20 protein-coding genes are annotated in these 26,385 nt (G+C 71.4%); 14 read left to right on the forward strand and 6 right to left on the reverse strand.

Annotated elements, in window-relative coordinates; all coding sequences use genetic code 11:
• Positions 1–5 precede the first annotated feature (5 nt).
• Positions 6–1,853: an NHL domain-containing thioredoxin family protein gene (locus ITI46_RS12145; protein ID WP_209239508.1), complete on the forward strand. Its 1,848-nt coding sequence runs from the start codon at positions 6–8 to the stop codon at positions 1,851–1,853.
• A 27-nt stretch (positions 1,854–1,880) separates the two neighbouring features.
• Here ITI46_RS12145 and ITI46_RS12150 read toward each other — a convergent pair whose 3' ends face one another.
• The 3 genes from ITI46_RS12150 to ITI46_RS12160 all read right to left on the reverse strand — a co-directional run bounded on the left by ITI46_RS12150 (position 1,881) and on the right by ITI46_RS12160 (position 5,580).
• Positions 1,881–2,108 carry a hypothetical protein gene (locus ITI46_RS12150; protein ID WP_209239509.1) on the reverse strand — a complete coding sequence of 76 codons (228 nt, stop codon included), beginning with the start codon at positions 2,106–2,108 and terminating at the stop codon, positions 1,881–1,883.
• Positions 2,109–2,249: 141 nt separating this feature from the next.
• A complete protein-coding gene (locus tag ITI46_RS12155) occupies positions 2,250–3,542 on the reverse strand; it encodes a M18 family aminopeptidase (protein ID WP_209239510.1) in 1,293 nt (430 codons plus the stop codon).
• A 211-nt stretch (positions 3,543–3,753) separates the two neighbouring features.
• Positions 3,754–5,580, reverse strand: a complete 1,827-nt coding sequence (locus tag ITI46_RS12160; protein ID WP_209239511.1) for an acyl-CoA dehydrogenase — start codon at positions 5,578–5,580, stop codon at positions 3,754–3,756.
• Positions 5,581–5,698: 118 nt separating this feature from the next.
• On the opposite strand from ITI46_RS12160, the gene ITI46_RS12165 reads away from it, so the two are divergent.
• On the forward strand, positions 5,699–6,271 hold the full coding sequence (locus ITI46_RS12165; RefSeq protein WP_209239512.1) for an SseB family protein: 573 nt from the start codon (positions 5,699–5,701) through the stop codon (positions 6,269–6,271).
• A gap of 116 nt (positions 6,272–6,387) precedes the next feature.
• Here ITI46_RS12165 and ITI46_RS12170 read toward each other — a convergent pair whose 3' ends face one another.
• Entirely contained in the window at positions 6,388–8,895 is a 2,508-nt protein-coding gene (locus tag ITI46_RS12170) for an ATP-binding SpoIIE family protein phosphatase (RefSeq protein WP_209239513.1), read from the reverse strand.
• A gap of 119 nt (positions 8,896–9,014) precedes the next feature.
• Between ITI46_RS12170 and aspS the strand changes: the two genes are divergently transcribed.
• Together aspS and ITI46_RS12180 are read left to right on the forward strand one after the other, a co-directional pair.
• On the forward strand, positions 9,015–10,793 hold the full coding sequence (aspS, locus tag ITI46_RS12175; protein WP_209239526.1) for an aspartate--tRNA ligase: 1,779 nt from the start codon (positions 9,015–9,017) through the stop codon (positions 10,791–10,793).
• A 126-nt stretch (positions 10,794–10,919) separates the two neighbouring features.
• Positions 10,920–11,468 (forward strand): Uma2 family endonuclease, encoded by a 549-nt coding sequence (locus tag ITI46_RS12180; RefSeq protein WP_209239514.1) that lies wholly within the window; start codon positions 10,920–10,922, stop codon positions 11,466–11,468.
• Between the two features lie 40 nt (positions 11,469–11,508).
• On the opposite strand, the gene metG is transcribed toward ITI46_RS12180, so the two are convergent.
• On the reverse strand, positions 11,509–13,119 hold the full coding sequence (metG, locus tag ITI46_RS12185; RefSeq protein WP_209239515.1) for a methionine--tRNA ligase: 1,611 nt from the start codon (positions 13,117–13,119) through the stop codon (positions 11,509–11,511).
• Positions 13,120–13,517: 398 nt separating this feature from the next.
• Here metG and ITI46_RS12190 point away from each other — a divergent pair, with 398 nt between their 5' ends.
• The 10 genes from ITI46_RS12190 to ITI46_RS12235 all read left to right on the forward strand — a co-directional run bounded on the left by ITI46_RS12190 (position 13,518) and on the right by ITI46_RS12235 (position 24,908).
• On the forward strand, positions 13,518–13,739 hold the full coding sequence (locus ITI46_RS12190) for a hypothetical protein (protein ID WP_209239516.1): 222 nt from the start codon (positions 13,518–13,520) through the stop codon (positions 13,737–13,739).
• 162 nt (positions 13,740–13,901) lie between these two features.
• Positions 13,902–16,013 carry a PhoX family protein gene (locus ITI46_RS12195; protein ID WP_209239517.1) on the forward strand — a complete coding sequence of 704 codons (2,112 nt, stop codon included), beginning with the start codon at positions 13,902–13,904 and terminating at the stop codon, positions 16,011–16,013.
• A 215-nt stretch (positions 16,014–16,228) separates the two neighbouring features.
• On the forward strand, positions 16,229–17,569 hold the full coding sequence (locus ITI46_RS12200; RefSeq protein ID WP_209239518.1) for an NAD(P)/FAD-dependent oxidoreductase: 1,341 nt from the start codon (positions 16,229–16,231) through the stop codon (positions 17,567–17,569).
• 115 nt (positions 17,570–17,684) lie between these two features.
• Entirely contained in the window at positions 17,685–18,674 is a 990-nt protein-coding gene (locus ITI46_RS12205; RefSeq protein ID WP_209239527.1) for a zinc-binding dehydrogenase, read from the forward strand.
• Between the two features lie 59 nt (positions 18,675–18,733).
• A complete protein-coding gene (locus ITI46_RS12210) occupies positions 18,734–19,099 on the forward strand; it encodes a VOC family protein (protein WP_209239519.1) in 366 nt (121 codons plus the stop codon).
• Between the two features lie 110 nt (positions 19,100–19,209).
• Positions 19,210–20,355 (forward strand): magnesium and cobalt transport protein CorA, encoded by a 1,146-nt coding sequence (locus ITI46_RS12215; protein WP_209239520.1) that lies wholly within the window; start codon positions 19,210–19,212, stop codon positions 20,353–20,355.
• Between the two features lie 262 nt (positions 20,356–20,617).
• The gene (locus tag ITI46_RS12220; protein ID WP_209239521.1) at positions 20,618–21,424 is read left to right on the forward strand and encodes an ABC transporter ATP-binding protein; all 807 of its coding nucleotides are present in this window, start codon (positions 20,618–20,620) and stop codon (positions 21,422–21,424) included.
• On the forward strand, positions 21,421–22,737 hold the full coding sequence (locus tag ITI46_RS12225) for an FtsX-like permease family protein (protein WP_209239522.1): 1,317 nt from the start codon (positions 21,421–21,423) through the stop codon (positions 22,735–22,737). The genes ITI46_RS12220 and ITI46_RS12225 overlap by 4 nt, the downstream gene beginning before the upstream one ends.
• 93 nt (positions 22,738–22,830) lie before the next feature.
• Positions 22,831–24,237, forward strand: coding sequence for a sensor histidine kinase (locus tag ITI46_RS12230; RefSeq protein WP_209239523.1), 1,407 nt, complete (start codon positions 22,831–22,833; stop codon positions 24,235–24,237).
• Positions 24,234–24,908 carry a response regulator transcription factor gene (locus ITI46_RS12235; RefSeq protein WP_307808144.1) on the forward strand — a complete coding sequence of 225 codons (675 nt, stop codon included), beginning with the start codon at positions 24,234–24,236 and terminating at the stop codon, positions 24,906–24,908. The genes ITI46_RS12230 and ITI46_RS12235 overlap by 4 nt, the downstream gene beginning before the upstream one ends.
• Positions 24,909–24,942: 34 nt before the next feature.
• Here the strand turns inward: ITI46_RS12235 and ITI46_RS12240 are convergent, their stop codons facing one another.
• Positions 24,943–26,346 (reverse strand): GntP family permease, encoded by a 1,404-nt coding sequence (locus ITI46_RS12240; protein WP_209239524.1) that lies wholly within the window; start codon positions 26,344–26,346, stop codon positions 24,943–24,945.
• Between the last annotated feature and the right edge of the window lie 39 nt (positions 26,347–26,385).

Genomic DNA, 26,385 nt, shown 5'->3' on the forward strand with positions numbered 1-26,385 from the left:
ACGGCATGACCAATCGCGCCCGCGTCCGCGCTCCTGAGCTGCACGGACGGTCCTGGATCAACACCGGCGGCGAGCAGCTCGGCCTGGCTGGGCTGCGCGGCCGGATCGTGGTGCTGGACTTCTGGACCTTCTGCTGCATCAACTGCCTGCACGTCATCGACGAGTTGCGTCAGCTGGAGGGGCGGCACCCGGACACGGTGGTCGTGATCGGCGTGCATTCGCCGAAGTTCGTGCACGAGGCGGAGCACGCGGCCCTGGTCGACGCGGTGGAGCGGTACGGGGTGGCGCACCCGGTGCTGGACGATCCCGAGCTGGCGATGTGGAAGCAGTACGCGGTGCGGGCCTGGCCGACGCTGGTGGTGATCGACCCCGAGGGGTACGTGGTCGCGCAGCATGCCGGGGAGGGGCATGTGCACGCGATCGAGAAGCTGGTCGGCGAGCTGGAGGCGGAGCACGAGGCGAAGGGGACGCTGCGCCGGGGCGATGCGCCGTACACCCCGCCGGAGCCCGTCGCCACCGATCTGCGCTTCCCGGGCAAGATCCTGCCGCTGCCCGGCTCCACCTTCCTCGTCTCGGACACCACCCGGCACCAGCTGGTGGAGCTGGCCGCCGACGGGGAGACCGTGCTGCGGCGGATCGGCGCCGGTGAGCGGGGGCTGATGGACGGCGCGGCGGACGTCGCGCGGTTCAACGAGCCGCAGGGGCTGGGGCTGCTGCCGGACGGCGGGGTGCTGGTCGCCGACACCGTCAACCACGCGCTGCGCCGCCTCGATCCGGCCACCGGCACGGTGGCCACCGTTGCGGGAACCGGCGCGCAGTGGTGGCAGGGCGCCGCCACGAGCGGCCCCGCGCTGGAGGTCGCGCTGTCCTCACCGTGGGATGTGGCGTGGTTCGCGGGGCAGGTGTGGATCGCGATGGCCGGGGTGCACCAGTTGTGGACGTACGACCCGGCAAGCGGCACCGTGGCCGCCGCAGCGGGGACGACGAACGAGGGGCTGGTGGACGGGCCCGCCGCCGAGGCGTGGTTCGCCCAGCCGTCCGGGCTCGCCGTCACAGCCGACGGTACCCGGCTGTGGGTGGCCGATTCCGAGACCAGCGCACTGCGCTGGGTCGAGCGTGCGGGGGACGACGGGTTCGCCGTACGCACGGCAGTGGGCACCGGCCTGTTCGACTTCGGCCACCGGGACGGCCCGGCCGGCCAGGCCCTCCTCCAGCACCCGCTGGGCGTCACGGCGCTGCCCGACGGCTCGGTCGCCGTCTGCGACACGTACAACCACGCGCTGCGCCGCTACGATCCGGCCACCGGCGCAGCGGGCGAAGTGAGCACGCTGGCCACGGACTTGCGCGAGCCCTCCGGCGCCGTGCTGGTCTCCGACGACGCGCAGGGCACGCCGGAGATGGTCGTCGTCGAGTCGGCGCGGCACCGGCTGACCAGGCTGCGGCTGCCCGAGGACGCCGTACGGGTCGAGGCCGTCGCGCACCGCACCCAGCGGGCCGCCACCGAGGTGGCGCCGGGTGCGCTCCGGCTCGATGTCGTCTTCCGGCCACCCGCCGGGCAGAAACTCGATGACCGCTACGGCCCCGCGACCCGGCTGGTGGTCAGCTCCACTCCGCCCGGTCTGCTCGCCGCGGGCGAGGGCACGGGTACCGAGCTGCACCGCGAGGTGCGGCTGAGCGGGGGCGAGGGGGCCGAGGGTGTGCTGCACGTCTCGGCGATGGCCGCCTCCTGCGACGAGGAGGGTGAGTACCCCGCCTGCCATATGCACCAGCAGGACTGGGGCGTCCCGGTGCGGCTGACCGCGCGGGGCGCCGACCGGCTGCCGCTGGTGCTGGCGGGGTTGGACGAAGGCTGACGGGAACCGGCCGAGGGAGAGTAGGGCTCACTCCCAGTGGTGCCGGTTGTACTCCTCGACCACCGGTGCGCCCGGGGACGGGGGTTCGACGCGGCGGCGCTTGAGGATGCTGATGTACGTGCACAGACCGATCGTGCCGACGATCAGCAGAACGATGCCCATCAGGTCGACGTTGATCCCGCTGATGTCGAGATCGACGGCCAGCGTCAGGATTGCCCCCACGGCCATCATGCCGATGCAGATGATGATGCCCACGAGTGATGCCTCCAAGCTCGGTCGAGCCGAAGCGGCTCTGTGGGGCGAGCCGTTCGCTTACCGCGCGCGGGTACCCGGCTCAAACGGCGGCAATCAGGGCGGCAATCAGGGCGTAATCGGCAAAAGGCGCCGGTCCGCGCGTCACCCGTCCAGGAACGCCGTGAGGCAGTTGGCCAGCAGATAGGGGTCGTCGGCGCCGCACAGCTCCCGCGCGGAGTGCATGGACAGAATCGCCACACCGATGTCGACGGTGGTGATCCCGTGCCGGGCCGCGGTGATGGGGCCGATGGTGGTGCCGCAGGGCACGTCGTTGTGGGAGACGAAGCTCTGCCAGGGCACGCCGGCCCTCTCGCACGCCGCGGCGAACAGGGCGCGGCCCCTGCCGTCGGTGGAGTAGCGCTGGTTGACGTTCACCTTGAGGATCGGGCCGCCGTTGGGCAGCGGGTGGTGGCCTGGCTCGTGCCGCTCGGGGTAGTTGGGGTGCACGGCGTGGCCGGTGTCCGAGGAGAGGCAGACGGTGCCGGCCCAGGCCCGTGCCCGGTCCTCGTAGGAGCCGCCGCGGGCGAAGACCGAGCGCTCCAGCACCGAACCCAGCAGCGGGCCCTCGGCGCCGGTGTCGGACTGGCTGCCGTTCTCCTCGTGGTCGAACGCGGCCAGCACCGGGATCGTGCCGGGCTGGCTCCCGCGCTGCGCCACCGCGGTCAGCGCCGCCACGCCCGCGTGCACCGACAGCAGGTTGTCCATCCGCGGGCCCGCGACCAGTTCGCGCTCACGCCCCAGATACGAGGGCGCCTCCACGCTGTGCGTCATCAGGTCCCAGCCGGTGATCTCCTCGGCGGGCAGCCCGCTCTCCTCGCCGAGGAAGCGCAGCAGATCCCCCTCGCGCGACTCGCCGAGCCCCCAGACCGGGGTCATATGGCGCTGCCGGTTCAGCTTCAGACCCTCGTTGACCTGCCGGTCGAGGTGGACGGCCAGCTGCGGTACGCGCAGCACGGCGCGGTCGACGTTCACCAGGTGGGTGGTGCCGTCGCGCATCGTCAGCCTGCCGCTGATGCCCAGATCGCGGTCGAGCCAGGTGTTGAGGAGGGCACCGCCGTAGATCTCCACGGCGACCTGCCGCCAGCCGTGTGCGCCGGTGTCCGGTACGGGCTTGACGCGCAGGTTGGGCGAGTCGGTGTGGGCGCCCACGATCCGGAACGGGGTGGCGGGCGTGGCGCTTTCGGGGACGTACCACGCGATGAGCGCCCCGCCCCGCAGCACGAACCTGCCGCCCGGCGCCGCGTCCCACGGCTCGCTCTCCCGCACCTGCTGGAAGCCCGCCTTCTCCAGCCGCGCGGCCGCGTTGGCCACCGCGTGGTAGGGGGACGGGCTCGCGGCGAGGAAGGACATCAGACCGTCGGTGTGACCACGGTCGAACGGCGTGCCAGTGCTCATGGCCTTACCTTACGGTGCCTTTGATGGCGCCTGGGCGGCCGGAGAGGGGCTGCCCCTGCCTCGCCGTCGCGGTCTGCGGGTGTCTTCTGGCTGGCCGCGCAGTTCCCCGCGCCCCTGACATTGCTACCCGCAAGCTTGGGCAGTCTGCGCAAGGGACGCAGGGTGGGCAAGCGCAGCCCCCATGCGGGGTACGCAATAGGTGCCGGACAAACTAGAACGCGTTCTCGTCCAGCTCCATCACCGAAAGGTCCACGTCGTCGGCCAGCTCCCGCTGGACGGCGACCTGCGGCAGCACGTTCGCGGCGAAGAACTTCGCCGCCGCGATCTTCCCCTGGTAGAAGGGCACATCCTTCGCGGAGGCACCCGCCAGCTTCTCAGCGGCCACGGCAGCGCCGCGCAGCAGCAGATAGCCGATGACGACATCGCCCGCTGCCATCAGGAAGCGGGTCGTGTTCAGGCCCACCTTGTAGATGGACTTGACGTCCTTCTCGGTGGCGGCCAGGTCGGTGAGCATGGTGCCGACCATGGCCTCCAGCTCGGCGGCGGCCTTGGCGAGCTGGTCGCGGGAGCCGGCCAGCTCTTCGCCGCCCTGCGCCTCGGCGAGGAACTTCTTGATCTCCTCCGAGAGTGCGGTGAGCGCCTGGCCCTGGTCGCGGACGACCTTGCGGAAGAAGAAGTCCTGGCCCTGGATCGCGGTGGTGCCCTCGTAGAGGGTGTCGATCTTGGCGTCCCGGATGTACTGCTCGATCGGGTACTCCTGCAGGTAGCCGGAGCCGCCCAGCGTCTGCAGGGACTGCGCCAGCTGCTCGTAGGACTTCTCGGAGCCGTAGCCCTTCACGATCGGCAGCAGCAGGTCGTTGAGGCGGCGCGCGGCGTCGGCGTCCTCGCCGCTGTGCTCCTTGAGCATGATCTCGTCCTGCACGGCGGCGGTGTAGAGGACGAGGGAGCGCATGCCCTCGGCGTACGCCTTCTGCGTCAGCAGCGCGCGGCGCACGTCGGGGTGGTGGGTGATGGTGACGCGCGGCGCGGTCTTGTCGGTGAACTGCGCCAGGTCCGCGCCCTGCACCCGCTCCTTGGCGTACTCCAGCGCGTTGAGGTAGCCGGTGGACAGGGTGGCGATGGCCTTGGTGCCGACCATCATCCGGGCGAACTCGATGATCTTGAACATCTGGCGGATGCCGTCGTGCTTCTCGCCCAGCAGCCAGCCCTTGGCGGGTGTGTTGGCGCCGAAGGTCATCTCGCAGGTGTTGGAGACCTTCAGGCCCATCTTGTGCTCGACGTTGGTGGCGTAGACGCCGTTGCGCTCGCCCAGCTCGCCGGTCTCCCAGTCGAAGTCGTACTTGGGGACGATGAACAGCGACAGGCCCTTGGTGCCCGGGCCGTGGCCCTCGGGGCGGGCGAGGACGAAGTGCACGATGTTCTCGGACATGTCGTGCTCACCGGAGGTGATGAAGCGCTTCACGCCCTCGATGTGCCAGCTGCCGTCCTCCTGCTGGGTGGCCTTGGTGCGGCCCGCGCCCACGTCCGAGCCGGCGTCCGGCTCGGTGAGGACCATGGTGGAGCCCCACTGCTTCTCGGCCATCAGCTGCGCGATCTTGCGCTGCTCCTCGGTGCCCTCCTCGTGCAGCACCCCGGCGAAGGCCGGGCCCGAGGCGTACATCCACACGGCCGGGTTGGAGCCCAGGATCGTCTCGGCGAAGCCCCACAGCAGCGAGCGCGGAGCGGTCGTGCCGCCGATCTCCTCCGGGATGCCCAGCCGCCACCACTCGGCGTCCATGTACGCCTGGTAGCTCTTCTTGAAGGCGTCCGGCACCGGCGCGGTGTTGGTGTCCGGGTCGAAGACCGGCGGATTGCGGTCACCGTCCTCGTAGGAGGCGGCCAGCTCGTTCTCGGCCAGCCGCGCGATCTCGGACAGCACGTTCTTGGCGGTCTCGACATCCATCTCCGCGAACGGTCCGGTGCCGTACACCGTGTCGCGCCCGAGCACCTCGAAGAGGTTGAACTCGATGTCGCGGAGATTCGACTTGTAATGCCCCATGGCGACGGCTCCGTAGTGGCTCGCTCGTACTTGTCGGTAGTCCCATAGATGATGCTACCCGTCGGTAATAAGAAGCAACCCCTCGCCGCCCTTCTGTGACTCGATACTCTTTATTGCTATGTACGGCTACGACCAGACCGGTGCCCCACCGGGACAGGGCCATGGGCCGCAGCACGGGCCCGGCCACGGCGCGCACGGCTATCAGCACGCCGGGCACGGTCCGCACCCCGGTCAGCAGGGTCACCAGGCGCCGCCGCCTCCGTACGGAGCGCAGCAGCAGGCGCCGCCGTACGGGCAGCCGGGGCCGCAGCAGCCGCTGTATCCCGAGCCGTCGCCGCCTTCCCTCCAGGAGGCGATCCGGGCCTTCACCACGGGCTCGATGAGCTCCGAGGACTTCCAGGGCATCTTCTCCACCTCGAAGGTGTACTGCCCGCGCGGGGACACCCCCGGCTTCCTCGCGCTGCACAACACCCAGCAGCCCGTCATCCCGATGTTCAGCACCCTCAAGGAGCTGCGCGCGTACGCGGGCAAGGAGTCGAAGTATTTCGTGATCACCGGCGCCGAGGTCCTCGACCTGCTGCCGTCGGGATACGGCTTCGTGCTCGACATGGAGGGCGAGCACCGGGTGGTCTTCGACGCCAAGGCGGTCGAGGAGATGGTCGACTTCGCCATGCGCCGCATGTACGGCTGACGCTCCGCTGGCGGAAGGACCCGCGAAGCTTGGGCAGTCTGCTCCCCCAAGCTCTTCGAGCAGGGGGTACCCCCAGGGCGCAGGGTGGGCAAGCGCAGCCCCCCATTGCCGGGCACTCAGGTGTCGAGGGGCTCCCATTGGGCCAGGGAGGGTTCCATCGTGGGGGCGGGGCTCTCGCGGGGTTCCTGTTCGTGGACCTCGAACCAGATGCACTTGCCCTCGCCGCGCGGGTCCACGCCCCACCGGTCGGCGAGCATGCCCAGCAGCATCAACCCGCGCCCGGAGGAGGCGAGTTCGCCGGGGCTGCGGCGGTGCGGCAGCTCGTCGCTGGAGTCCGAGACGTTGACCCGCAGCGTGCGCCGCTCGCCCTCGCGGCGCGAGGTGATCTCCGCGACGAGGACCGCGTCCCCGTCCGTGTGCACCAGCACGTTCGTCAGCATCTCCGAGAGCATCAGCACGGCCCCGTCCACCTGATCGGGGTCGGACCAGTCGTGCAGCAGGTCGTGGAGCTGGTGGCGGGCGGCGGCGATCCGGTCCGGCTGGGCCTGCGCCACGGTCAGCACAGTGCGCCGGATGGCGACGGGGACGCCCGCCTCGGGCGCCTCGGCCCCGGCGGGGGTCCGGGCGAGCAGCAGCAGGGCGATGTCGTCCTCGCGCCGGTCGGCGAGCGGGCCCGCCGTGATGCCGGCCGCAGCGGTGCGGTCGTCCTGTACCGCCTGTACGAGCGCGTCGGCCAGCTGTTCCAGCGCCGGTCCCCCGCCCCCGGTTGCCCACACGGGTGCGCCTGCGGCCTGCGTCCCGGCCCGTTCGGTCAGGCCCTCGACCACCGCGCTGATCCGCGCCCACCCGGTCTCCAGATCGTGCCCGCCCCGCTCGATCAGCCCGTCGGTGCACATCAGCAGCCGCTCGCCGGGCTCCAGCACCAGCCGGGTGACGGGGTAGTCGGCGTCGGCTTCGATGCCCAGCGGGAGGCCGCCGGCGGTGGCGCGGACCAGCAGGGGGCCGTCCGGCAGCTGCACCGCCGGGTCCGGGTGCCCGGCGCGTGCCACGTCCAGGATGCCGGTCTCCGGGTCCACCTCCGCGTAGAGGCAGGTGGCGAAGCGCGGTTCGGGGTGGTCGGGATCCTCGCCGACGGCGCCGCCCGGGGTTACGAGACCGGGGGTCTCCACGGCCGGTGCGGTGGGCGGGGGCGCGTTGACGCGTTCGCCCGCGCTCATCCCGTGCAGGAAGCGGGAGGCGCGGGAGAGCACCGCGTCCGGGTGGTGACCCTCTGAGGCGTAGGCGCGCACCGCAACCCGCAGCTGGCCCATGATGCTCGCCGCGCGGACGTCGTGGCCCTGGACGTCGCCGATGACCAGTGCGGTACGGCCGGAGGGCAGCGGGATGACGTCGTACCAGTCGCCGCCGATCTGCAGACCGCCGTCGGTCGGTACGTACCGGGCCGCCAGGTCCATGCCCGGGACGGCCGGGCTGTGCGCGGGCCGCATCACCCGCTGGAGCCGGGCCGACAGCTCGCGTTCCGACTCGTTCAGCATGGCCCGGGAGAGCGACTGGGCCAGCATCCGGGCCACCGTCGTCAGCACGGCGCGCTCGTCCGGGGTGAAGGCCATGGGCCGCGCGAAGGCCGCCATCCACGCCCCGAAGGTGCGCCCGGAGACGGTCAGCGGCAGGAACGCCCACGCGGCGTGACCGGGCTGGGTCTCGGCGGGGCGTGCGACGGGGAAGCGTTCCGCGTACTCCTCCGGGCCGCGCAGATACAGCGCCCGGCCGGTGCGCACCGCCTCGGCCGCCGGGTCCTGGTCCGCCAGGCGCAGCCGGGAGCCGCTGCCGCGCGGCCCGTAGCCGCCGCCGGGCACGTAGGGGTGGCCGGGCCTCGCAGGGGCACCGGGGGAGGCGCCGTAGACGGTGAGCTGGTTGCCGCTGACCACGAAGACGGCCAGCGCCTCGGGGGAGAAGCCCGGCATGGCCAGCGACGAGGCGACGCGCAGCACGTCCGCCGTGCTGTACGCCTCGGCCAGCGCCCGGCCGGTGTCCAGCAGAAAGGCTTCGCGGTTGCGCCGCCAGTCCCACTCGTCCGTCGCGCCGCGGGCGGGGGGTGCGGCGGGTGCGGCCGGTGCGGAGGGCGCCGCAGGGGCAGCCCGCCCGGCGGGCTCCGCGGGTTCCGCCTCCCGGCGCGGAGCGGCGGACCCCGGCTCGGTTTCGGGCACCTCGTAGAGCAGCCCGGTGAGGGCGGAGGCGTACTCGGGTGCGGCCACGCCCCGCGCGGCCGCCGCCTCGGGCGCCGAAGGGGTTCCGGGGACGGCGGGTACGGGGCGTACGACGACGCGTACGGTGCGCTCCACCCGGCCGTTCGTGTCCACCACCCGCAGCAGCCCCTCGGCCGTGGTGTCCTCGGCGAGGGCCAGGGTGGCGATGCCCTGGAAGCCCACGTAGTCGACGGCGTGCAGCCGGGAGCGGACCGCGCTGCCGGAGAGCGTGATGTGGGTGTCCGTGTGGGTGTCCGAGGGCTCGACGGCGACCCCGATGAGGCGGGCGGCGCGGGCGTCCAGCGTCACCAGACCTGTGGCGTTGTCCCAGGTCCAGAGCCCGGCGCCCAGGGTTGCCAGGGCGTCATCGGTGCGCATTGCACCACTTTATGCAGAGTTCGTGGGGTTGCGGAAACGGGGGCGAAGCAGGGTAGCCCAGGGCGGTAGTCTGAGGGGGATTCCACTGTGACCCTTGAGCCGAACGACTTGGATGAATGATGCATCGGTACCGGTCCCACACCTGCGGCGAGCTTCGCGCCACGGACGTCGGCACTGACGTCCGGCTGAGCGGCTGGCTGCACAATCGCCGGAACCTGGGCGGCATCCTCTTCATCGATCTTCGCGACCACTACGGCATCGTCCAGCTGGTGGTGCGCGACGAGTCGAGCGAGATCAACCACCAGCTCAGCTCGCTGGCCAAGGAGAGCGTCGTCCGTATCGACGGCAAGGTCACCGCGCGCGGCGAGGAGAACGTCAACCCCGAGCTGCCCACCGGCGAGATCGAGGTCGAGGTCGCCCAGGTCGAGGTGCTGGGCGGCGCCGAGCAGATCCCCTTCACCATCAACGCCGAGGACGGCGTCAACGAGGAGCGGCGCCTGGAGTACCGCTTCCTGGACCTGCGCCGCGAGCGCATGCACCGCAACGTGATGCTGCGCAGCAAGGTCATCGCCGCGATCCGCGCGAAGATGGTCGCCCAGGGCTTCAACGAGCTGGCGACGCCGATCCTCTCGGCCACCTCCCCCGAGGGCGCCCGCGACTTCCTCGTCCCCTCCCGGCTGCACGCCGGCAAGTTCTACGCGCTGCCGCAGGCGCCGCAGCAGTTCAAGCAGCTGCTGATGATCGCCGGGTTCGACCGCTACTTCCAGATCGCGCCCTGCTTCCGCGACGAGGACGCCCGCGCCGACCGCTCGCCGGGCGAGTTCTACCAGCTCGACATGGAGATGAGCTTCGTCGAGCAGGAGGACGTCTTCGGCGTCATCGAGACGGTGATGACCGAGCTGTTCCAGGAGCTGGGCGAGGGCCGCGAGGTCACCTCGCCGTTCCCGCGCATCCCGTTCCGCGAGGCGATGGTCAAGTACGGCTCGGACAAGCCGGATCTGCGTGCGCGGCTGGAACTGACCGACGTCTCCGACATCTTCACCGGCTCCGGCTTCAAGGCGTTCGCCGACAAGCACGTCCGTGCGCTGCCGGTGCCCGACACCGCCTCGCAGCCGCGCAAGTTCTTCGACTCGCTGGGCGACTTCGCCGTCGAGCAGGGCGCCAAGGGCCTGGCCTGGGTGCGGGTCGCCGAGGACGGGTCCCTCTCCGGCCCCATCGCCAAGTTCCTCACCGAGGAGAACGTCAAGGCGCTGACCGAGGCCCTCGGCCTGGTCCCCGGCCACGCGGTGTTCTTCGGTGCCGGGGAGTTCGACGAGGTCTCCAAGATCATGGGCGCGGTCCGGGTCGAGGCGGCCAAGCGCGCCGGGCACTTCGAGGAGAACGTCTTCCGGTTCTGCTGGATCGTGGACTTCCCGATGTTCGAGAAGGACGAGGAGACCGGCAAGATCGAGTTCTCCCACAACCCCTTCTCCATGCCGCAGGGCGGTCTGGAAGCGCTCCGCACCAAGGACCCGCTGGATGTGCTGGCCTGGCAGTACGACATCGTCTGCAACGGCGTCGAGCTGTCCTCCGGCGCGATCCGGAACCACGAGCCGGAGATCATGTTCGAGGCGTTCGGCATCGCGGGCTACTCGAAGGACGACGTCGAGCGCGAGTTCGGCGGCATGCTGCGCGCCTTCCGCTTCGGCGCCCCGCCGCACGGTGGCATCGCACCCGGCATCGACCGCATCGTGATGCTCCTCGCGGACGAGCCCAACATCCGCGAGACCATCGCCTTCCCCCTCAACAACAACGCCCTCGACCTGATGATGGGCGCCCCCAGCGAGGTCGACGAGGCGCGGCTGCGCGAGCTCCACCTCTCGGTGCGCAAGCCTCCGCAGGTGAAGCCGGCGCAGTAGCGCGCGGCGCACGCTTTTCGGCAACGCCATGGGCCCGGGTTCTTGAGCAGGACCCGGGCCCATGGCATGCCCGATACTGTGAAGGCATACGCAGCCCGCCCGGCCGCCGAGTGGAGGCGAACGATCATGACGCGGACCAACTCGCTCCTGAGCGTGTGGCACGAGCTCGAGGTGCCGGACGGCCTGCATGTGGAGCTGCTGGACGGGGAGCTCGTCATGCAGGCGAATCCCGGACATCTTCACGACCTCCCAGGCCGCACCTTCGTCCGCCACACCCCGGAGCCCTTCGAGGCCTGGTCGGAGCGCGGGCTGCTGGTTGCGGACGACTACCGTCCACGGGCCGACGCTGCTGTCATCCGGAGCGAGGACCGGCCCGCCGACGACGTGGAGCCTGACTGGCCCGCGCAGATCGTGCTCGCCGTGATCGAGACGGTCTCCACCACCCGGACAGCGATCAAGCGTGACTACGAGGACAAGCGGGAGCGTTACGCGGCGGTGGGAGTTCCCGTTTACGTGATCGTCGATCCCAATGACGCCACGTGGCACGTTCTGGAGCTGGACGGCCGGTGCTACGTGGAGACCGGGAAGGGCATCTTCGGCCAGCCGCTGGTGCTCCCGGAGCCGCTGGGCTTCAGCGTTCCGACCACCGGCTGGCACCCGTACCCGGGTCGCTGAGCCGGCCCCCGCCGGGGGCGGGCTCAGCCAGATGCCGCTCCTACTTCGTCTCCTCCAGCCGCGGGAAGAGCGCCGCGCCCTTGGTGACCGTCGTGCCGGCGGGGAGTTTGCCCCAGGTGCCGGCGTCGGCGATGCGCTGTTCGGCCAGGGGGCCGAGGGCCGGTTCGGCACCGAGGGAGTCCCACAGCTTGGCGCTGGAGTCGGGCATCACCGGGTTGAGGAGCACCGCGCAGGCGCGGAGGGCCTCGGCGGCGGTGTAGAGGATGGTGGCGAGGCGGGCCTGCGCCTCGGCCGACTCGTCCTTGGCCACCTTCCACGGCGCCTGCTCGGTGAGGTAGCCGTTCACCTGCTTGATGAAGTCGAAGATCGCGGCGATACCGCCCGCGAAGTCGAGCTGTTCGCCGATCCGCTCGTCCGCCTCACGCACCGCCGTGGCCAGGCCGTCCGCGATGGCCTGCTCGGCCTCGCCGTGCGCCAGGGACTCCGGGAGGGCGCCGTCGAAGTACTTGCCGACCATGGCGGCGACCCGCGAGGCCAGGTTGCCGTAGTCGTTGGCGAGCTCGCTGGTGTAGCGGGCCGAGAAGTCCTCCCAGGAGAAGGAGCCGTCCTGGCCGAAGGCGATGGCCCGCAGGAAGTACCAGCGGTAGGCGTCCACTCCGAAGTGGTCCGTCAGCTCGTGCGGCGAGATGCCCGTCAGGTTGGACTTGGACATCTTCTCGCCGCCGACCATCAGCCAGCCGTTGGCGACCACCCGCTTGGGCAGCGGCAGCCCGTTGGCCATCAGCATCGCGGGCCAGATCACCGCATGGAAGCGGAGGATGTCCTTCCCCACGAGGTGCACATCGGCGGGGAAAGTCTCCTCGAACTTCTCCGGGTCCGCGCCGTAGCCGACGGCGGTGGCGTAGTTGAGGAGCGCGTCGACCCATACGTAGATGACGTGCTTGTCGTCCCACGGGATCTTGATGCCCCAGTCGAAGGTGGAGCGGGAGATCGACAGGTCCTCCAGGCCCTGCCGGACGAACTGCATGACCTCGTTGCGCGCCGACTCCGGCTGGATGAACTCGGGGTGCACCTCGTAGTGGGCCAGCAGCTTCTCGCCGTACGCGGAGAGCTTGAAGAAGTAGTTCTCCTCCTGGAGCATCTCCACGGGCTTCTTGTGGATGGGGCACAGCTTCTGCCCGGCGAACTCTCCCTCTCCGTCGAGGAGTTCGCCGAAGGTCTTGTACTCCTCACAGGGCACGCAGTACGGGCCCTCGTAGCCGCCCTGATAGATCTCACCGCGGTCGTACAGATCCTGGACGAATTCCTGGACGCGGTCGGTGTGCCGCTTCTCCGTGGTGCGGATGAAGTCGTCGTTCGCGATCCGCAGGTGCTTCCAGAGCGGCTTCCACGACTCCTCGACGAGCTTGTCGCACCACTCGCCCGGACTGACCCCGTTGGCCTCGGCGGTGCGCATGATCTTCTGACCGTGCTCGTCCGTGCCGGTGAGGTACCACACCTTCTCGCCGCGCTGACGGTGCCAGCGGGTGAGCACGTCGCCTGCGACGGTCGTATAGGCGTGGCCCAGGTGGGGAGCGTCGTTCACGTAGTAAATGGGGGTCGAGACGTAGTACGCCCCGGTGCCCGCCTGCTCTGATCCAGTGGCCGCCATACCCGAATCCTATCGGCCGTGTGCCATCGCTTTTCCCGCCGGTTTTCCGCGCCCGTTTTCCGCGCCTGTCTTGCCTGCCGGTTCCGCGGGGGCACCTCTCCCGTGCCGGACACGGAGCGTCAAGGTGCCGAGCGGGCGGTCACTCCTGGTGGAAGCCGTCGCAGGGGAAGAACAACGGTCATCGTTCGGCTACATAGCTGCACGCGGACGGCGACGAGCGCTCAATTATGGGCCCGAACCGGGCACGATGCGGCCTGGGCGAAGCGTTGGCCCCGTGACGGGGACGCCGACCGCGGCGACGCCGCCCCGCCGAGGGGGCGACGCACGGTGATGTGCCGGGCGCGTCGGGTGCAATGTGGCGGTCGAGCGACGACAGTGACGGCGAAGGAGGTGGCGGCGTGCAGTCCGAGGGACCCAACCCCGGCACGTGTTGCCGTTGCGATCTGCCGGTGCGGCACCGCGCCCTGATCGCGATCATCGAGACGGGCTCGGGGCCCGGCGGCAGCGCGTACGCCTGTCTGCCCTGTGCCCGTGACTACGCGAAGACCTCGCTCGCCCCGGAGTGGATCGGCGAGACGATCGCCCACGCGGAGGCCATGCGGATCGCGTTCGACGAGTAGCCGCGCCTGGAGTAGCCGCGCCCCGAGTAGCCGCGTCCCGAGCGGTCGCGCCCCCTCGCCGGGCGACGTGTTCACCCGTGATTCACCCCGAGGTCGTTCCTCCGCGTACCCGCGCACATAACGTCACCGCGGCGTACGCCGTACAAGACCGGAGGAACGACGATGCGAAAGCCGCTGCCGCTGCTCACTTCGCACCCCGCGGGAAAATCTTCGCACCCCGCGGGAAGATCAGCGATGACCTGCCGCTACCGCTGCGGTGACGCCTGCTTCCACGAGGTGCCCAACACCAGCTCCAACGAGTACGCAGGCGACGTCATCGCGCGGGCGCTCTCGCGGCGGTCGGTGCTGCGCGCCGGTGCCGTCGTCGGAGTCGCCGCCGCAGCCGTGGGCACCGGTACGGCCGGGCTCGGCCCCGGCGCCGGCACCGCGGCAGCCGCCGTACCGGCAGCGAAGGGCGCCAAGGCGGGCGGCCGGGCGGCCAAGGGGCTGCGGTTCGAGCCCGTCGCGCCGAACACCGCGGACAAGGTGACCGTTCCCGAGGGCTACGGGCAGAACATCGTCATCCGCTGGGGCGAGCCGATCCTGCGCGGAGCGCCGGACTTCGACCCGAAGCGGCAGAGCGCCAAGGCGCAGGCCGGGCAGTTCGGCTACAACAACGACTTCCTCACGCTGCTGCCCCTCTCCTCCCGGCAGCGCGGCCACGGCGCCGACCAGCTCCTGGTGGCCAACCATGAATACACCGACGAGGAGCTGATGTTCGCCGGGTACGACCCGGAGAAGCCCACCCGCGAGCAGGTGGAGATCGCCTGGGCGGCGCACGGCCTGTCCGTCGTCGCCGCGGCCGGCGAGAAGCGTACGGGCGCGCTGCACGCCGTGCCCCGCCACCCGCTCAACCGCCGGATCACCGCGACGACGCCGTTCGAGGTGACGGGTCCCGCCGCGGGCAGCGCGCTGCTGCGCACCAAGGCCGACCCGAGCGGGCGCCGGGTGCTGGGCACGCTGAACAACTGCTCGGGCGGCACCACGCCCTGGGGCACGGTGCTCTCCGGCGAGGAGAACTTCAACCAGTACTTCGCCAACGCGGAGAAGGTCACCGACCCCGAGCGTGCCGCCAGCCTCAAGCGGTACGGCGTCACCGGCGGGGCCAGTGAGCGGCGCTGGGAGGAGTTCGACGAGCGGTTCGACCTGGCCAAGGAGCCGAACGAGGTGCACCGCTTCGGCTGGGTGGTCGAGCTGGACCCGTACGACCCCGGCTCCACGCCCCGCAAACACACCTCGCTCGGCCGCTTCAAGCACGAGGCGGCCCAGCCGCGGCTGTCCAGGGACGGGCACGCGGTCGTCTACATGGGCGACGACGAGCGCTTCGACTACTTCTACAAGTTCGTCTCCAAGAAGACGATGCGGCGGGGCACCGGCGCCGAGGACCGGCGGCACAACATGTCGCTGCTGGACGAGGGGACGCTGTACGTCGCCAAGCTGACCGGCGACAGCCCGGCCGACGAGATCGACGGCAAGGGGACGCTGCCCGAGGACGGCGAGTTCGACGGCACCGGCAGGTGGATTCCGCTGGCCAGTGGCGACCGGTCGTTCGTGGAGGGCATGACGGCCGAGGAGGTGTACGTCTTCACGCGGCTGGCCGCCGACAAGGCCGGTGCCACCAAGATGGACCGCCCCGAGGACATCGAGCCCAGCCCGCGCACCGGCCAGGTGTATGTGGCGCTGACCAACAACACCGACCGCGGCAAGGACGGCAAGGCCGGGCCCGACGAGGCCAACCCGCGCAACGCCAACAAGCACGGGCAGGTGCTGGAGTTCACCGAGCGCGGCAACGACCCCACCGCGCGGGCCTTCTCCTGGCGGCTCTTCCTGGTCTGCGGCGACCCGGACGACCCGGGCACCTACTTCGGCGGCTTCCCCAAGGACCAGGTCAGCCCGATCTCCTGCCCGGACAACGTCACCTTCGACGCGTACGGCAACCTGTGGATCGCCACGGACGGCAATGAGCTCGGCTCGCACGACGGGCTGTTCGGCGTCGCCACGGCCGGGGCGCGGCGCGGGGAGGTGCGGCAGTTCCTGACCGTGCCGACCGGGGCGGAGACCTGCGGTCCGCTGGTGCAGGAGCGGAGGGTGCTGGTCTCTGTGCAGCATCCCGGGGAGGTGGACGGGGCCTCGGTGGAGAAGCCCGCGTCCACGTGGCCGGATGGGCCGGGTACGTATGTCCGTCCGGCGGTGGTGGCCGTGTGGCCGCAGGACGGGTCCGGCGTGGGGCGGTAAGGCCGATTGCCGATTGGGGGTGCTCCTGGGGGCGCGTCGCGGGCTGTGCGTGCGTTCGTGGTTGCTGGGGGCACCCCCTGCTCGAAGAGCTTGGGGGAGCAGTTCCCCGCGCCCTTTTGGGGCGCGCGGTGGCGGGGTGCGCACCCGCATGCCAGGGTTAAAGACGGCAAGGAGTGCAAAGGGGACGAAAGACTCGAACCGTTGCGGGTGCAGCCATGGAGCGAACCAGAATCCTGATCGTCGGCGGCGGCTTCGCCGGAGTCGAGTGCGCACGTGGGCTGGAGCGTGGGCTGCGGCCCGAAGAGGCGGAGATCAGCCTCGTCACCCCCGCCAGCTACCAGCTCTACCTCCCGCTGCTCCCCCAGGTCGCGGCCGGCGTGCTCACCCCGCAGTCGGTCGCGCCGCCGCTGCGCAGACTGCTGCACAGGACCTCCATCGTGCCCGGCATGGTGATCGGGATCGACCCGCACGACCGGACGTGCATCGTCCGGCTCATCAGCGGCGAGACCGTCCACCAGCGCTACGACCGGCTGATCCTCACCCCCGGCAGCGTCACCCGCAGCTTCGACATCCCCGGTCTCAACGAGCAGGCGCGCGGAATGAAGACCCTCGCCGAGGCCGCGTACGTACGCGATCACGTCATCGCCCAGCTCGATCTGGCGGCTGCCAGCACCAATGAGCAGGAGCGCAAGGAGCGGCTGCAGTTCGTCGTGGTCGGCGGCGGCTACGCGGGCACCGAGACCGTCGCCTGCCTCCAGCGGCTGACCAACTCCGCCGCCAAGCGCTATCCGCGGCTCGACCCCGACCTGATCAAGTGGCATCTGCTGGACATCGCGCCCAAACTGATGCCCGAGCTCGGCACCAAGCTCGGGCGGCGTGCCCAGCAGATTCTGCGCGAGCGCGGTACCGATGTCTCGCTGGGCGTCTCCGTCGCCAAGGCCGAGGAGCGGCGGATCACCCTGACCGACAACCGGGTGCTGCCCTCCCGCACCCTGATCTGGGCGGCGGGCGTCGCGGCCAGCCCGCTGATCGGCACCCTGGACGCGGAGACGATCAAGGGCCGACTGGTGGTCAACGCCGACTTCACGGTGCCGGGCCACCCCGGCGTGTACGCGCTGGGTGACGCGGCGGCCGTACCCGATCTGACGAAGGTCGGCGGTGCGGTGTGCCCGCCCACGGCGCAGCACGCGAGCCGTCAGGGCAGGCACATGGCCCGCAATCTGGTCGCCGCACTGCGCGGCGAGCCCATGACGCCCTACCGGCACAAGGACCTCGGCCTGGTGGTGGACCTGGGCGGCACGGACGCGGTGGCCCGCCCGCTGGGGTACGAGTTCTCCGGGTTCCCCGCGCAGGTCATCGCGCGCGGCTACCACCTGATGGCGCTGCCCACCTTCACCGCCAAGGCCCGCACCGTGGCGAACTGGAACCTCAACGCGCTGACCGGCGACGACTTCCTGCGCACCGGCTTCCTCTCCCGCCGCCCCGCCACCCTCCAGGACATGGAGGCCACCGACGCCTACCTCACCCAGGAACGGGCCCGCGAGCTGACACCGTGAAGCCGGTGAAGGGCGCGATGGGCGGGTGGAAGCGGCGTATTGACTTGAAGTGAAGTTCAAGTTGGAGGGTGGGGTTCTCGCAGCCAGCGAGAGCCCCGAGCCGGAAGGCACCACCATGCACGCCGTCGTCCTGCACACCTTCGGCCCCGCCGAGAATCTCCGCTACGAGACGCTGCCCGACCCCGAACCAGGACCTGGCCAGGTCAGGATCTCCGTCCGCGCCGCCGGGGTGCACGCCATCGAGACCGTCCTGCGGGCCGGAGTGAGCGAGGGCCTGGTCCCGCCGCTGCCCGAACTGCCCGCCGTCTTCGGCGGCGAGGTCTCCGGCACTGTGGACGCGGTCGGCCCCGACGTCGACCGGGCCTGGCTGGGCCGCGACGTGGTGACCGCGAGCGGTGCACCCGGCGGCTACGCCGAGCTCGCCGTCGCGGACGTCGCAGAACTGCTGGAGCGCCCCGCGGCGCTCGGCCACGAGGCCGCCGTCGCGGCCCTGGTGACCGGTGCAACGACGGTCGGCGTGCTCGCCCAGGCCGAGTGGGGGCCGCAGGACGTGGTGCTGGTCAACTCGGCAGCCGGCGGCATGGGGCGGCTCCTGGTGCAGCACTTCCACGCGCTGGGTGCCGTGGTGATCGGCGCTGCCGGTGGCCCCGCGAAGGCGGCGGCCGTCCGTGCGCTGGGCACCGATCTGGCCGTCGACTACAACCTGCCCGACTGGCAGCGGACGGTCGCCGACTGGCTGGCCGGGCCCGCCGGTGGCCGCAGCCTCACCGCCGTACTGGACGGGGTCGGCGGCGAGAAGGCCCGTACCGCCTTCGGGCTGCTCGGCGGGGGCGGCCGCTTCGTGACGTACGGCGCCATCTCCGGCGCCGAGTTCACCCCCTCCGCCGACGAGCTCGCGGCCCGCGGGCTCACCCATATCGACGCCCTCCGCGCGCTGCTCGCCCACCCCGAGCGCATCCCCGCGTACCGCGCGGAAGCGCTGGCCCGCACCGCCGCCGGGGAGTTCACCCACACCACCCACCCCTTCCCTCTCGCCGAGGCAGCTGGGGCCCACAAGGCCCTCGAACAGCGCGAGACGACGGGGAAGGTCGTCCTGATCCCGTAGCTCCCCACGTCGCCGGGCCGGGGAAGCCATGTCGTCCGGGCCGGGGAAGACTGAGCGGCATGCCGTTCACACTGCGTACGGTCGTGGTCGACTGCCACGACGCCGAGATCATGGCGGACTTCTACGGCACCCTGCTCGGCTGGCCGGTCGCGGCACGTGAGCCGGGATGGGTGCTGATGCGGGACCCGGGTGGCGGCGCGGGGCTGGCCTTCCAGGCGGAGGAGGGTTACGTGCCGCCGGTCTGGCCCGAAACTGCCGGCGGTCAGCAGAAGATGCTGCACCTGGATCTGCGGGTGCCGGACCTCGCGGCGGCGGTGGCGGAGGCCGTCGCAGCGGGGGCCCGGCTCGCGCCCGAGCAGCCGCAGGACGACGTCCGGGTGCTGCTCGACCCGGCGGGCCACCCCTTCTGCGTGTTCGTGGGCTGAGTCCGCAGTCCGCAACGGGGTCGGCGGCCGCGTGGGGGCGCGCATTCGATGGAGGAATCCGGGCACAGTTTGGGGAGACCTTGGAACGACGAGGAGCCTGAGGAGCCCCCATGCCCACGGTGCCGGTGGTGCGCAGCCTGCGCAGAGTGGTGCGGCCACGCGCGCCGCGGCCGGTGGTGGACCTCTCGCATCCGGCACGCTCCCCGCTGGGCACCTCCGTGGTGAGCTGCGTCGCCTACGACCGTGAGGGCACCCGGCTGATGGCCGAGTGCGGTGTCGCCGAGGCGCTGGCCTGCGTACGCAACGGGGGCAGCAGGCGTGAGGAGGGCGGCTTCGTCTGGATCGGGCTGCACGAGCCGACGGAGGCCGAGTTCGAGGGCATCACCGAACTGTTCGGGCTGCACCCGCTCGCCGTGGAGAACGCCCTGGAGCCGCACCAGCGGCCGAAGGCCGAGTGGTTCGGCAGCGAGATGATGTTCGCCGTCTTCAAGACGGTCAGCTACGCGGAGCACGAGAAGCTGACCGCCACCAGCGAGGTGGTGGACACCGGCGAGATCATCGTCTTCACCGGCGCCGACTTCGTGATCACCGTACGGCACGGCCGACACGGCTCCCTCGGTCCGCTGCGCGAGACGCTGGAGGCCGAGCCGGAGCGGCTGGCACAGGGGCCTGCGGCCGTGCTGCACGCGATCGCGGACCGGGTCGTCGACGACTATCTGCTGGTCGCGGACGAGGTGCAGACCGATATCGACGACCTGGAGAGCGATGTCTTCGCCTCCGAGGCGCCTTTCGGGGGGAGCGGCGGCGGTGGCGGCTCCGGCACGGCGCGGGTCTACCAGCTCAAACGGGAGCTGCTCGAACTCAAGCGTGCCACCTTGCCGTTGGGGCGTCCGCTGGAGCTGCTGTCCGATCGCCCCAACCGGCTCATCGACCCCGAGATACGCAAGTACTTCCGGGACGTCGCCGACCATCTCGCCCGGGTCACCGAGCAGATCGCGTCGTTCGACGCGCTGCTGGATTCGATTCTCCAGGCGCATCTGGCGCAGGTCTCCACCGCGCAGAACGAGGGCATGCGGAAGATCAGTGCCTGGGTTGCCATTGTTGCCGTTCCCACGATGGTGTGCGGGATCTATGGGATGAACTTCCGGCATATGCCGGAGCTGCACTGGCCGGTTGGTTATCCGCTGACGCTTGTTGTTATTGCGGTTGTGTGTGTGGGTATGTACCGGGCTTTTCGTCGGAACGGGTGGTTGTGAGGGCGGCTGGGCAGGGGGTGCCCCTGGCTCTGCGTTGCAGGCTGCGGGTTGTTTGTGGCTGGTCGCGCAGTTCCCCGCGCCCCTTATTTGTTGCCCCGCGAAGCTTGGGCAGTCTGCTCCCCCAAGCTCTTTGAGCAGGGGGTACCCCCAGGGCGCAGGGTGGGCAAGCGCAGCCCCCACGCGGGGTTCGGGAAATCCGTACCCCGCATTGTGGTGCCAGCTCCATCGCGTGCCTGACCTGCACCTTCGTAGCGTTGACGGCATGGTGAACGCGGAGAAGGAACGGCACGGGGGAGCACTGGTCTTGGAGGGGGTGACGCGGCGCTATGGGCACCGTAGGGGCGCCGTGCAGGCGCTGCGCGGGGTCGATGTGGCGCTGGCACGGGGGAGTTTCACGGCGGTGATGGGCCCTTCGGGGTCCGGCAAGAGCACGCTGTTGCAGTGCGCGGTCGGTCTGGACCGGCCGACCGCGGGCAGCGTGCGGATCGCCGAGAAGGAGCTGACGCGGATGGGCCGCCGTGCCCTCACGCGGCTGCGCCGGGAGCGGGTCGGTTTCGTCTTCCAGTCCTTCAACCTGTTGCCCGCGCTGACCGCGGAGCAGAACGTGGCGCTGCCGCTGCGTCTCGCGGGCGGCGCCACCCGCCGGGCCCGCGACTCCGCCCGGGAGGCGCTGGCCCGCGTCGGCCTCGCGCACCGCGCCCATCGCCGTCCGGCCGAGCTGTCAGGGGGCCAGCAGCAGCGCGTCGCCCTCGCGCGTGCGCTGGTCACCGAGCCGGAGGTGATCTGCGCGGACGAGCCCACCGGCGCGCTCGACCCGGCGACCGCCGAGGAAGTGCTGGCGCTGCTGCGGCAGTCGGTGGACGAGCTGGGCGCCACGGTGCTGATGGTCACCCACGACCCGGCGGCGGCCGCCCACGCCGACCGGGTGCTGTTCCTGGCGAACGGACTGCTGGTGGACGAGTACAGAGGCACTGCGGAGGAGGCGAGGAGCGCCCGGGCCGGTGCCGTCACCGATATCGCCCGGCGGATGCGGACCCTCACCAGGACGGGAACCGAGGTGGCCGTATGACCACCGGACTCGCCAGGGCCTCCGTACGGGCGCGGCCCAGCGCCTTCGCCGGGGTGTTCTCGGTCCTCGTACTGTCCGCGACCGTCGTCACCGCCTCGGTCGCCATGCTGCGCACCGCCGCCGGAATCCCGGAAGGGGAGGCGCGGGAGGCGGTGAGCGCCATGGGGGCGGGCTTCACCGTGGTGACCTGCTATCTGTCGGTCTTCGTCATCGCCCAGGTCATGGCGCTGACCGTCGCCGCGCGGGCGCGGGAGAACGCGGTGCTGCGCGCTGTGGGGGCGCTGCCGTGGCAGATTCGCCGTACGGTCGCCACCGAGGCACTGTGCACGGCGCTGCCCGCGCTGCCGGCCGGGTACGGGCTCGGCTGCGTACTGGCGTACGCGTGGCGGGACGGGATGGCCGCGCACGGGCTGCTGCCGCCCGGCGTCCCCCTCACCGTCGGCTGGCCGCCCGCGCTCGCGGCGGCGGGTGTGCTGGTCGTCACCTCGCAGCTCGGCGGTGTGCTGGCCGCGCACCGCGCAGCGCGGGCCCGCCCGCTGGACGCGCTCGGCGACGCGGCGGGCGCCCGCCGGGGGGTCACGCTCACCGGGGTGGTCCGCGGTATCGGCGCCGTCCTCGCGCTGTTGGGCGCCGCCGTGCTGACGGCGGTCGCCGCCGCGGGGCCGCGCGAGGACGTGGGGGAGCATCTGCCGCTGGTGCTGCTCGCCCATCTGGTGGGGGTCGGTTTCGCCGGGCCCGCGATCGGGCGGGCGGCCGTCCGGCTGCTGGCCGTGCCGGTGCGGCTGCTGACGGCGCCGCGTGCGCTGGGCGGCGGGGCTGCCGCCGAGCTGGCGTTCGCGCAGGCCCGCGCTGCTTCCCGGCGGCTGTCGTCGGCCATCACGCCGGTCGCGCTGGTGGTGGCGTTCACGCTGGTCAAGCTGGCCGCGCTGGCGGTGGTCGACGAGCCCTCGTGGGTGGACCTGTTCGCGACGGTCCTCTACGCCACCTTCGCCGCGTTCGCCGCCGCCAACACCCTGGTGCTGCTCAGCGCTGAACGCCGCCGCGAGGTCGCGCTGTTGCGGGCGGTCGGCGCCGGTGCGGGGCAGGTGCTGCGGATGCTCGTGGTGGAGGCGGCCACCGTCACCGCCGCCGGCTTCGGCGCGGGTGCCGCCGTCGCCCTCGCGGTGACGCTGCCGCTGGGCGACGCCGCGGGGGCTCCGCTGTCAGCGCTGCCGCTGACGACGTGGGCGGGCATCGGCGCGGGAGCGCTCGCCCTTGCCCTGGCCGCCACCCTGGCTCCCTTGCCGGGCCATCTGCGGCGGGCGCCGGGGTGAGAACGTGAAAGCTTCCCGCCTTCCCCAGTCCCGACTCCCCGACTCCCGCCTGCCTTCCAGCCTTCCCGCCGCAACCCCGACCGGACGCGCCCAGTGACTGTCGCAGCAGCCCTCGATCATCTCGGCCTTCCCGCAACCCGCGCAGCACGCCGGGCAGTCGCGTACGCCGCAGCCGGCCTGATCCCCGCCCTGCTGGGTGCCCCGGCCCTCGTCCTGCTCGCCGTGGGCGCTGTCCTGTGCGTGACCCGTGCAGGAATGTCGGCCCTCTCCCTGGTGCTGGCGGGGGTCCGCGGGCTGACCGCCCTGCACCGGGTGCCGCTGCGCGGGCTGCTCGGCGAGCACGTACCGGCGCCGCCACGCCCACATCCCCTGCGCGCGGCGAACGACTCCGCGGCGTGGCGGGCTGCCGCGTACGCCGTGATCAGCGCACCCCTCGGCGTACTCCTCTTCGCCGTCCAACTGCCGCTGCGGCTGTACGGGCTGGCGCTGCTGGCCTACCCGGTGTGGTTCCGCGCCGTGCGGCAGAACGGGCACCGCGGCCTCGAACTCACCGGCACGCTCCCGCTCGACAGCGGGCCCCGGGTCCTGGCCGTCGCCGCCACCGGGCTGGTGCTGCTGGTGGTGGCGGGGTGGGCGGGGCGCCAACTGACGTCGCTGGTACGGCTGCTGGCCCGCATACTGCTGGCCGCACCGCCCAACGAGGGCCTCGCCGAACGGGTGCACGATCTGGAGGAGACCCGCGCCCTGGCCGTGCGGGACTCCGCGGCCACCCTGCGCCGTATCGAACGCGACCTGCACGACGGCGCGCAGGCCCGGCTGACCGCGCTGGCCATGGCGCTGACCCGCGCCAAGGACGCGCTCCGCGCAGCCGAGCCGTCCCCGGCGGATGCCGCCAAGGCCCGGGAACTGGTGGAGCAGTCCCTCGGTATGGCACGTACCGCACTCGGTGAGCTGCGCGATCTCGTACGCGGCATCCATCCGCCGGTCCTGGACAAGGGGCTGGCGCCGGCGCTCGCCTCTCTGCGCTCGGACATCGAGTCCCCTTCGCTGCGGGTGGAGTTGTGGGTCGAACTGCCGGCCGGGCTGCGCCCTCCCGAGGCGGTGGAGACGATCGCCTACTTCTGCGCGGCCGAGCTGCTGACCAACGCGGCCCGGCACGCGGACGCCCGGCACATCGTGGTCAGCGTCAGAACCGAACTCCAACTCCCGCACCACCTCCTGGTGCTGACGGTCGAGGACGACGGGCGGGGCGGGGCAACGCTGCCTCTGCCCCCACCGGACGGCTCGCCCGCACCGGGCGGCTCGTCCGGACTGCGCGGCCTGTTCGAGCGGATCCGTACCGTGGACGGCACACTGTTCCTCGACAGCCCGCCCGGCGGCCCGACGACGGCGACGGTCCGGCTGCCGTTCGCCACAGCACGGCCCGAGGCACGGCCCGAGGCACGGCCCGAGGCACAGTCCGCAGCACAGTCCGCAGCACAGGGGGAGAAGACCAGGTGACCGACCGGACACAGCACGCACTCCGGCTGGTGATCGCCGAGGATGCGGCCGTCGTGCGGGAGGGGCTGGTCGGGCTGCTCACCGACCGGGGGCTGGAGGTGGCCGCGGCGGTCGGCGACCCGGACGCGCTGCTGGCGGCCGTGGACCGTACCCGCCCGGACGCCGTCGTGGCCGACATCAGAATGCCGCCCACCCACCGGGACGAGGGGCTGCGCGCGGCGGCCGAACTGCGCCGCCGCCACCCAGGCCTCGGCATCCTGCTGTTCTCCCAGTACATCGAGACCAGCTATGCGCACACCCTGCTCGCGGACGGCCCGGCCGGTATCGGCTATCTCCTCAAGGACCGCGTTCTGGACGTGGAGGAGTTTGTGAAGGCGCTGCACCGGGTGGTGGCCGGCGGCACCGCGCTGGACCCGGACGTCATCTCCCGGCTGCTGCGCGCCCGTCCCACCCTCGCGGACCTTACCCCGCGCGAGCACGAGACGCTGGCGCACATGGCCGCTGGGCTCACCAACTCGGCCATCGCCGCGCGGATGGGCATCTCCCAGCGGGCGGTGGAGAAGCACACGGCGACCATCTTCGACAAGCTGGAGATTCCGCGGACGACGGCCACCCACCGCCGCGTCCAGGCGGTGCTGCACTATCTGGAAGGGGAGGGCACCCCGAGCTGATCGGGGCGCCCTCCCGGGCCGGGGACCGGCAGCGTCACAGCACCAGCGACAGCAGCAGCAACAGCACCAGCGCCACGACGGAGATGATCGTCTCCATCACCGACCAGGACTTGATCGTCTGGCCGACGTTCATCCCGAAGTACTCCTTCACCAGCCAGAACCCGGCGTCGTTGACGTGGCTGAAGAACAGCGACCCGGCGCCGACGGCGAGCACCACCAGTGCGGTCTGCGGCGTGGACATATCGGTGGTGAGCGGCCCGACGAGCCCTGCCGCCGAGACCGTGGCGACCGTCGCCGAGCCGGTCGCCAGCCGGATGCAGACGGCGATGATCCAGCCGAGCAGCAGCGCGGGTATCGACCAGTCCTTGGACAGGTCCAGGATCATCTGGCCGATACCGACGTCGACCAGCGTCTGCTTGAAGCCGCCGCCGGCGCCGACGATCAGCAGGATGCCCGCGATCGGCCCGAGCGAGCCCGCGACGGTCGAGGAGAGCCGGTCCTTGGTGAAGCCCGCGGCCCCGCCGAGGGTGAACATCGCGACCAGCACCGCCACCAGCAGCGCGATCATCGGGTCACCGACGACGTCCATGACGCGCTGCACGGTGTCCTCGGGGTCGTCTATGACGATGTCGGTGAGCGCCTTGGCGAGCATCAGGACGACGGGCAGCAGCACCGTCGCCAGCGTGCTGCCGAAGCCGGGCCGCCGGTCGAGATCGGCGCTGGCGCGCTCGGGCACCACTCCTTCGGGCGGCGTGGTGTCGACCCAGCGCGCGGCCACCTTGCCGAACAGCGGCCCGGCCACGACGAGGGTGGGGATGCCGACGACGAGCCCGAGGGCCAGCGTCACGCCCAGGTTGGCGTTCATCGCGTCGATGGCGACGAGCGGTCCCGGGTGCGGCGGGACCAGCCCGTGCATCACGGAGAGCCCGGCGAGCGCGGGGATGCCGACGCGCATCACCGAGTAGTTGCCGCGCTTGGCCACCAGCAGCACCACCGGGATCAGCAGCACCAGCCCGACCTCGAAGAACAGCGGCAGCCCGACGATGCCCGCGATCAGCGCCATCGCCCAGGGGATGCTGCGCCTGCTCGCCCTGGCCAGGATCGTGTCCACGATCTGGTCGGCACCGCCGGAGTCGGCGAGCAGCTTGCCGAGGATGGCGCCCAGCGCGATCAGGACGCCGACGCCGGAGACGGTGTCCCCGAGGCCGGTGGTGAAGCTCTCGATGGCCTTGTCGAGCGGCGCCGCCGCCACGGCACCCAGCGCGAGGGTACCGAGGGTCAGCGCCAGGAACGCATGCAGCTTGAACCGGGTGATGAGTACGACGATGACGGCGATGCCGACCAGGGCGGCGATCCCCAACTGGGCGTTGCCGGCGGACGTGATGGGGTCCGGTTGCTGCGACCCCGCGGCCAGCATCTCGGCACTGAGATGGCGCACGGCTCTTCCTTCTTCGCGTGGGTGGGTTTCTTGAGGGGG

Source organism: Streptomyces oryzae, assembly GCF_017676365.1.
Taxonomy (GTDB): Bacteria; Actinomycetota; Actinomycetes; order Streptomycetales; family Streptomycetaceae; genus Streptomyces; species Streptomyces oryzae.